We start from the raw sequence: 8,687 nt of genomic DNA, 5'->3' as shown, positions 1-8,687 counted from the left end.
CCGGGTCAAAAAACCGATAGGCGGAAAGTCTCGAAATCGCGACGTATTGTTCGCGATAGCTGTCACGGTTTCCGGGCTGCATTTGCTGGGTGTGAAGTGCTTGTTTGTTCCAGAACAACTGCCGCCGGAGCCGGAGCCGCTGACTATCCAGGTTTCCACGATGACTATTCCGGCTACCAAGCCAACACCGCTACCGCTTGCTAAGCCGTTGCAAGCTTCTAAGCCTCCGCGCAAGCGTGTGCAGCCCAAGCCTAAATTAAAGAAAATAGAACTAGCGCAGGCCGCTGAATTTTCCGAGCTTGAACAATTACTGAGTCAACAACTACACCCAGTTAACGACGTCACACCGGCGCCGAATCAGCCCGAGAAACCGATGCTAGAAAGCCAGGTTCAGCCTTATACCGAGGCTTATATGAGTGCGGCCTATGATAAAAATCCCAAGCCCGACTATCCGTCGGTAGCCAGAAGTCGTGGCTGGCAAGGCAGGGTGGTGTTAAAAGTTCTGGTCAGCGAAGCCGGGAAAGTGGAAACGATTGGTATTGAGCAAAGCAGCGGCCATGATACTTTAGACGAGGCGGCGCTGGAAGCGGTCAAGAATTGGCAGTTTGTTCCGGCCAAGCGCGGGGAGCTCAACGAGGCCTGTTCCGTGCTTGTGCCCATTATTTTCAGTCTGAAAGACCAGGAGAATGTATAACAGAGCAGGCGGTTTGCGCCGGCATGTAGGAAGTTTTTTTGATGTTGGCTACAGGAGTCGTAGCGTAGCTTTCGAAGAGAATGGAATAAAACTTCGCACCACATTTCGTTAGGAAATGTGGTGCCGAGGAGAGGACTTGAACCTCCACAGGGTTACCCCTACTAGCACCTGAAGCTAGCGCGTCTACCAATTTCACCACCTCGGCTTAACTTGCTGGGCAAGTTAAGCGCGCATTATAGGGGCAAGCTAGGCGCCTGTCAACTAATTTCGATTTTTTAACTGTTTCAACCCAATTCCGAATGAATTCGTTCTGTGTTTAGAGCGAGTCGGTAACGTTGTGGTATGCGACAATTCCTATCACCGCTGGCCGGAATGAGGATGCAAGCCGGTTGGGCCGCAAAAAAACGGCGGACCGAGGTCCGCCACAAAAACATCCATGTCGCTAGGAGGAGATTGCCCGGCGCTTTACAGGCGACGAATCCGGATTAGATGTCGATGTTGGCGCCGGAAACCCCTAAAATGAAGCGATAGCTTTCGATGTGCCGCCAATTTGGCTGATGCCTGTCGAACGCCCAAACAGTATAGTGGGAATTTCCGAAATTGCTTGACGTTAGAATAAGGTTGACTGCATGAATCTGAACCAACTGGAATTATTGCGCACGCTGCATGAAACCGGCTTCAATCTGAGCCGGGCGGCCGAAAAGATGCACGTGGTGCAGTCGGCCGTAAGCAGGCAATTGCAATTATTCGAAGCCGAGTTGGGTTCGCCGTTGTTTGCCAGACAGGGTAAAAAGCTAATCGGCCTAACGCCATTGGGCGAGCGTGTCATGGCGGAAGTGGATTTGATCAATCAGGCCAAGAAAAACATCCAATTGATTGCCGACGATTTTCTCGATAGCAGTAGCGGTACGCTGCATATCGCTACCACTCATACCCAGGCTAAATATCTGCTACCTGGGCCGATTGCGCGATTTCGCCTGCGGTACCCAGGCATTAAGATATATATGGTGCAATCGTCGCCGGACAATCTGATTGACTTACTCCACCAACACAAGGCGGATATAGCGATATGCACCGAGAGATTGGCCGAAGACGACCAATTGGTCGTCAAGCCGGCGTATCACTGGCACCACGTTGCGGTGATGCCCAAAGGACATCCGTTGGCCGAAGGCGAAATCACGTTGCAACGGCTCTCGGCCCAACCGATTTTGACCTATACGCCGGGCTTTACCGGACGGTCGGCGATCGAGAAAGCCTTCGCCGACGCGCATTTGCCGTTGGACATCAATTTGGCCGCCGCCGACTCCGACGTCATCAAGACCTACGTGCGCTTGGGCATGGGAGTAGGCATTATTGCCGGAACCTCCTACGAACCGGTCAAGGATGCTGATTTGGTGGCCCGCAGCTTGATGGATTTGATTCCAAGCTCGACCACTAAGGTCGCGTATTTACGACAATTATATTTACCGTCGTACTGCCAGTATTTCTTAGACGAGCTGTTGGCCGAGGCTGCGACCAAATCGGATTGAAAACGCGTTTTCAGAAATAAACTGTGTTAAATAACTTGGCAATGGTGCGTGATATGGCGCAGCTCGAGGAGGGGGCATACCCTGAGTACCCGGCGTGATCGCGTCAAGACCTTGATTGCGCAGGACTGTCAATTAAACGGCATCGAAATTGTTGTTAAGGAGCCAACTCTTTTCCACTATCGTTTTTGATGACCGACACCCTGGATATCCAGCACTTGATCGCCCGCTACGACGAAGAACTACGCCGTGTCGCGTTCCGGCGCTGCGGTTGCTGGGAGACGGCGGCCGACATCGTTCAAGAAACCTATCAGCGCATGTTGAGCGGCGATCTGTGGCGCGCGGCCGAGAATCCGAGAGCGCTGATGCACCGAATCGCGGCCAACCTTGCCACCGATTACGAGCGGCGCAATGCGGTACGCGACCGATATGTGGCGAAATCCGATGAATTGCCGGATTGGGTCGCGGAAACCGAAGCGCGCCAGCCGGATCGTCTGTTGGCGGCCCGCCAGCGTTTAGGGCGTTTGGCGATCGCCGTCGAAGGCTTGCCGCCGAAATGTCGCAAAGTCTTCGAGATGCGTAAATTCGAAGAATTGAGTCAGGCGGAAATCGCCGAGCGTTTGGGCATTTCGCGTAATATGGTCGAAAAACATCTGCGCAATGCCTTGCTGACACTACAGCAAGTCGATAACGACTAGTGTCCCGGATATTGTGCGTTGCCGCATATTGAATCACGGGTTTTAACCTTTTTACCATGTCCGAACCCATCCCAGACTCCGTAACAATTCGTGAACAGGCCGCCGATTGGTGGGCGCGTCTGGATGGCGGAAGCGTCGATGACAACGAGCTTGCGGAATTTCAGGTCTGGTTGAGCAGGTCTTCGGAACATCGTTTGGCTTACAGGGAACTCGAAGCGTTGTGGGGCGAACTGGACGGTTTGGCAACGGTGCCGATCTCCAGGGCGGCGAGGTCGAAACCGGCGAGGCGGGGCCTTGGCCCGCTGGTTTTGGGAATGGCGCTGGCCGCCGGTTTGGCGGCGCTCTGGCTCAGTCCCTATATGCGGCTGTGGAGCGCCGATTTGCAGACCGGTCGCGGCGAGATTCGTAGTTTCACGCTCAGCGACGGTTCGACCGTGCAGTTGAACCGCGCATCGGCCGTCGAGATTCAAATCGACGAAACTCGCCGCGAATTGCGCTTGCTGCGGGGCGAGGCGGCGTTCGAGGTCAGTCCGGACCGCAACCGGCCGTTTCGAGTATACGCGGGCGGCGGCAGCGTCACCGCATTGGGCACCGCGTTCAACGTAAAATTGGCCGAGGATGGCGCCGAAGTCACGGTGACCGAACACCGGGTGCGGGTGGAGTTCGGCAACGGCCGACAAGCGGCCGAATTGGAGGAAGGTCTGGCGGCTGTGTACGACGCGGAACACGGGCTGAGTCAAGCAAAAGCGGCCGACGTCGGTGCCGCGACGGCTTGGCGCCGCCATCGATTGGTCTTTCAGAATCGTCCGCTCGACGAAGTCGTCGCCGAACTGGCTGATTACTACCCCGGCTTCCTGCTGATTCAGGACGCCGAACTTCGCCAGCGCCGGGTAAACGGCGTGTTTCGGACCGACGATCCCCTCGCCGCAATTGCCGCGCTGGAAACCGCGCTGCAGTTGCACACTACCCACTTTGGCGATTATCTGATTTTGTTGCGCCGCTAAAAATTTTTCCCGACCTCCTGTTTTGGTTAGCCAGTGCGTCATAGTCCTTACTAACCGTTAACACAATTGGAGAGGGAACAGATGTCATTGCACGATACCTTTAAAACCGCTAGCGTGCTGTTGGTTGCCGGCGCGGCGGTTGCTGGCGGCGCGGTGGCCGAGTCGGCGGTCCGCGAATACCGGATCGCGGCCGGACCGCTCGCGGGCGCGTTGAATCAACTGGCCGAAGTCGGCGGGCTGCAACTGGTTTACGATGCCGAAATTGCCAGTGGCTTGCGGAGCGGTGGGTTATCCGGCCAGTATTCGCCGGAGGCGGCATTAACCCAGATATTGTCCGGTAGCGGTCTGACTTACCGCTTGACCGGCGACGGTAACGTGCTGATTCAGCGCCAAACGCTCAACCAGCGCGATGAGCCGACTGCGCTACCGGCGATTAACGTCGTCGGTCAATCCAGCAATCCGTTTTTCGAGGGCGAAGATCCTTATAACACCGACTATAACCGCCGCAACGCCACCACCGCGACAAAGACCGACACGCCGCTGATGCAAACCCCGCTGTCGGTCAAAGTCGTGCCGAATGCGGTACTGAAAGACCAGCAAGCCATCACGATCGACCAGGCGCTCCGCAACGTCAGCGGCGTCAGTAATGGTTTGGGCGGTAGTGGTACTTTTTTCATCCGCGGTTTCGGCAGCTACATCAACTATCGCGACGGTGTGTTGAGCCAGGGGGAATACGCGCATACCGAAGACCTGGAAAATGTCGAGCGGGTGGAAGTCTTGAAAGGCCCCGGCTCCATACTCTACGGCCGAACCGAACCCGGCGGCATCGTCAATTTCGTCACCAAACAACCCTTGGATACGCCTTATTACAGTCTGCGTCAGCAATTCGGTTCGTTCGATATGTACCGCACCAGCGTCGATGCGACCGGGCCGCTGAACGCCGATAAGACCCTGGCCTACCGTTTCAATCTGGGTTACCAAAGCAATCATACGTTTCAGGAATTCGGCGGCAACGAACGTTTGATGGTGGCGCCGACCCTGCGCTGGAATATCAGCGACAAAACGGTATCCACGATCAAGCTGGAATACAGCGATATCAAGGAATTTGGAAACGGTACGGTACCGAGAATGGGAAATCGCCCCGCGCCGATAGCCCGCGAAACGAATCTTGGCGATGCCTGGAATTATCAGCAGGACGAATATGTAATGCTGGCGTTGCACACCGAGCACGCTTTCAACGACCATTGGAGCTTACGGCACCGCTTCAATTTCAAGAATTACAATCTGACCATGTCGGCGATTCACGGATCGGTAGCCGATCCGGCGACCGGCGATCTTGGCCGGGCATTTTTCGGTCAGAATACCGACGGTAAGGACTACCAGTACAACTTTTTCAATGCGCTGGAATTGAACGGCAAATTCGAGACGGCGTTTTTGAAGCACAACCTGCTGATCGGCGGCGACTATTACCGCACCGATTATCGGGTTTCGATGGCCGGTTTTGGGTTTAACGGCGATTTGTACGACACCAGCAATATCTACCGGCCGATTCACCGCGCCGCGCCGCCGACGCTATTGCCGACCGACGTGACTTATTCGAACTCGACGATTCCCTGGTTCGGCTTGTACGCCCAGGATCAAATCGAACTGCCTTACCATTTTCACGTGATGGCCGGCCTGCGCTACGACAATGCCAATGTGAGTTCCAGCAGTTACGGGGAGTTTGGCTCGGGACAATCGCCCGAACTAGCGTCGGAACGGGTATCGCCGCGCGGCGGCGTGGTCTGGCAACCAATCCCGGAATTTTCGCTGTACGGCAGTTACACCGAGAATTTCGGGGCGCCGAATTATTGGGGCCGCGACGGTAAGCCGCTACCGGCGCAAACCGCCGATCAATGGGAAGTCGGCGCAAAGACCGAGTTACTGGACGGCCGTTTTACCGCGACCTTGGCCTATTACGATCTGACCAAACGCAACGCGCCGATAGCAACCTCACTGGCTCTGTCGCGCGCGGTCGGCGAGGCGGAAACCCGCGGCATCGAATTCGATGTCAGCGGTGAGATCGTGCCAGGCTGGAATGTGATCGGCGCCTATTCCTATATGCCGTTCGCGAAAAGCATCAAGGACGAAACCGATCCGACCGTGGTCGGCAACCGTTTGAACAACGCGCCCAAGCACAACGGCAGCTTGTGGACGACTTACGAGATTCAGCAAGGCGATTTGAAAGGCCTGAAATTCGGTGCCGGCATGCAGGCGGTCAGCCAGCGGGAAATCGGTTATTACGAGGGCGCTCAGGCACCAGGCTACGTGACGATGAATCTGATGACCAGCAAGGCCTGGCAAGTGGGTAAAACCAAGCTGACCGCCCAGCTTAATGTCGATAATCTACTGGATAAAACCTATTACCAATCGATTTATAGCTACGGTCCGACCTATTACGGCAATCCGCGCACTTTCATGGGGGCGGTGAAGATCGAATATTAAACAAAAACGTCCAGCCGCGCGGTTTACCGCCGCCCGGCTGGACGTGGCTTAAAGCTCTCTGGTCGCGCTGAAATGAATGTCCGGCCAGCGTTCCTCGGTCAGTTGCAGGTTGACCCGGCTGGTCGCCAGATACACCAAATACCCGCCGCCGTCTTCGGCGAGATTTTCGAAGGCCTTGTTCTTAAACTCTTCCAGTTTGGCCGGATTGGTCGAGCTGACCCAGCGCACGGTGTTGATCGGCGAGGCGTCGTAGACACATTCCACGTTGTATTCGTGCTTCAAACGGTGGGCGGTAACGTCGAACTGCAGAATGCCCACCGCGCCCAAAATCAAGTCGTTGTTTTTCAGCGGTTTGAATAGCTGGGTCGCGCCTTCCTCGGTCAACTGCACCAAGCCTTTTTGCAGCGCCTTAGCGCGCAGCGGGTCTTTTAATACCACCCGGCGGAACAATTCCGGCGCGAAGTAGGGGATGCCGCCGAATTTCAGGTTCTCGCCCTGGGTGAAGGTGTCGCCGACCTGGATGGTGCCATGGTTGTGCAGGCCGATAATGTCGCCGGGATAGGCTTCCTCGACGTTCTTGCGGCTGTCGGCCTGAAAGGTGATCGCATTGGCAACCTGGATGCTTTTGCCGATGCGGACGTGGTGCATCTTCATGCCCTTGTCGAATTTGCCGGAACTGATGCGCATGAAGGCCACGCGGTCGCGGTGAGCCGGGTCCATGTTGGCCTGAATCTTAAAAACGAAGCCGGTGAATTTGTCTTCGCTCGGTTCCACCAAGCGTTGCTCGGCTTGGCGCGGACGCGGCGGCGGTGCATATTCGGCGAAGGCGTCCAACAATTCGACGATGCCGAAGTTGTTGATCGCCGAACCGAAAAACACCGGCGTCTGTTCGCCGCGCAGATATTTGGCGTGGTCGAACTCGTGGCTGGCGCCCTTGACCAGGTCGATTTCCTCGCGCAGCTCGTCGGCTTGCAGGCCGAGCAGCTCGTCCAGATGCGGATTGTTCAAGCCCTTGACCAAGGTTGAGTCGGCAATTTTGCCGCCATGCTGCGGGTTGAACAGCAAAATCTCGTCCTTGTACAACTGGTAAACGCCTTTAAAGCGTTTGCCCATGCCGATCGGCCAGGTCATCGGCGCGCACTCGATCTTCAGCACGCTTTCAACCTCGTCCAGCAACTCAATCGGTTCGCGGCCCTCGCGGTCCAGCTTGTTGATGAAGGTCAGAATCGGCGTGTCGCGCAAGCGGCAGACCTCCATCAGTTTGATGGTCCTGTCCTCGACGCCCTTGGCGACGTCGATCACCATCAGCGCCGAATCGACCGCGGTCAGCGTGCGGTAGGTGTCTTCCGAGAAGTCTTCGTGGCCGGGCGTATCCAGCAGATTGACGATGGCGCCGTTGTGCTCGAACTGCATCACCGAGGTCGTGACCGAAATACCCCGTTCCTTCTCCATTTCCATCCAGTCCGAGGTGGCGTGGCGCGCCGCCTTGCGACCCTTGACCGAGCCGGCCAACTGGATCGCGCCGCCGAACAACAATAATTTTTCGGTGATGGTGGTTTTGCCGGCGTCGGGGTGGGAGATGATTGCAAAAGTGCGTCGTCGCTTGTATTCCGTGGCTTCCATTAAGTCTATGTGCTGAAAATTCTAAAATTTGTACTAAATTCTTAAAGTACTTGCTATTTCATTTTTTGTCATATTATATCTCAGTTTGACACTGAGCCGTTTTGTTTGCTCGGTATTCCCACGCTTCAACTTCTTCGGGATTCGAAAGACATGTTGTTCCAACTTGATTGATCTCGGGGCATGGAAAGGCGTTAATTTCGAGTTTCATCCAGCGTAAATTGTCCGTTTGCCAACTTTACAGACCGCCCGGCGCTTCGAAAATTAGCGCCGAAACCGAAGGTATGCTGGCAAATTTCAATAGCCTGTTAATAACCCTGGTCAATTTTCAGCCGGAATTCGGCCCAATCCTCTCAACTTAAGCCTGATAGATAGATTTGTAAGTATGTTTTGGATGAGGCTTGGTGTGCTTTGGCCTGGGTTTTGTAGCACCGGGCTTAAACTTGATGACATTCCTAGCGAGTTCGGTCAACGTCGCGCATAACTCCAAACGGTCGGTAGTGCGACGAGCAACCAGCGCGGCAAGCAGCATTTGAGGTGCGCGAACGCATAGGTTCGGTTGATTTTGTAGTTCTCGGCGATTTCGCTGGTCCGCTCGGCTTCCAGCACGGTCAAGGCATGCAGATTATTGGCCAGGATTTTGGCGCCGAAATCCTATTGC

6 protein-coding genes and 1 tRNA gene are annotated in these 8,687 nt (G+C 55.4%); 5 read left to right on the top strand and 2 right to left on the bottom strand.

The window, feature by feature from the left end:
* On the top strand, positions 1-694 hold a 694-nt coding region (locus tag AC3B8H_RS15160), incomplete at its 5' end, for an energy transducer TonB (RefSeq protein ID WP_488442381.1).
* A gap of 118 nt (positions 695-812) precedes the next feature.
* Here the strand turns inward: AC3B8H_RS15160 and AC3B8H_RS15155 are convergent.
* Positions 813-899: transfer RNA gene (locus AC3B8H_RS15155), tRNA-Leu, on the bottom strand.
* A gap of 424 nt (positions 900-1,323) precedes the next feature.
* Between AC3B8H_RS15155 and AC3B8H_RS15150 the strand changes: the two genes are divergently transcribed.
* The 4 genes from AC3B8H_RS15150 to AC3B8H_RS15135 all read left to right on the top strand — a co-directional run bounded on the left by AC3B8H_RS15150 (position 1,324) and on the right by AC3B8H_RS15135 (position 6,406).
* Positions 1,324-2,223, top strand: a complete 900-nt coding sequence (locus AC3B8H_RS15150; RefSeq protein WP_488442380.1) for a LysR substrate-binding domain-containing protein — start codon at positions 1,324-1,326, stop codon at positions 2,221-2,223.
* A gap of 188 nt (positions 2,224-2,411) precedes the next feature.
* Complete coding sequence (locus tag AC3B8H_RS15145; protein ID WP_488442379.1) at positions 2,412-2,918, top strand: RNA polymerase sigma factor; 507 nt, start codon at positions 2,412-2,414, stop codon at positions 2,916-2,918.
* 56 nt (positions 2,919-2,974) lie between these two features.
* Positions 2,975-3,922 (top strand): FecR family protein, encoded by a 948-nt coding sequence (locus tag AC3B8H_RS15140; RefSeq protein WP_488442378.1) that lies wholly within the window; start codon positions 2,975-2,977, stop codon positions 3,920-3,922.
* A gap of 81 nt (positions 3,923-4,003) precedes the next feature.
* Positions 4,004-6,406 (top strand): TonB-dependent siderophore receptor, encoded by a 2,403-nt coding sequence (locus tag AC3B8H_RS15135; protein WP_488442377.1) that lies wholly within the window; start codon positions 4,004-4,006, stop codon positions 6,404-6,406.
* Between the two features lie 48 nt (positions 6,407-6,454).
* Here AC3B8H_RS15135 and AC3B8H_RS15130 read toward each other — a convergent pair whose 3' ends face one another.
* On the bottom strand, positions 6,455-8,029 hold the full coding sequence (locus tag AC3B8H_RS15130) for a peptide chain release factor 3 (RefSeq protein ID WP_488442376.1): 1,575 nt from the start codon (positions 8,027-8,029) through the stop codon (positions 6,455-6,457).
* Positions 8,030-8,687 lie beyond the last annotated feature (658 nt).

This window comes from Methylomonas sp. BG-2, assembly GCF_057766305.1.
The sequence above is the reverse complement of the archived record's forward strand: the minus strand, read 5'-3'. Positions and strand labels throughout refer to the sequence as shown.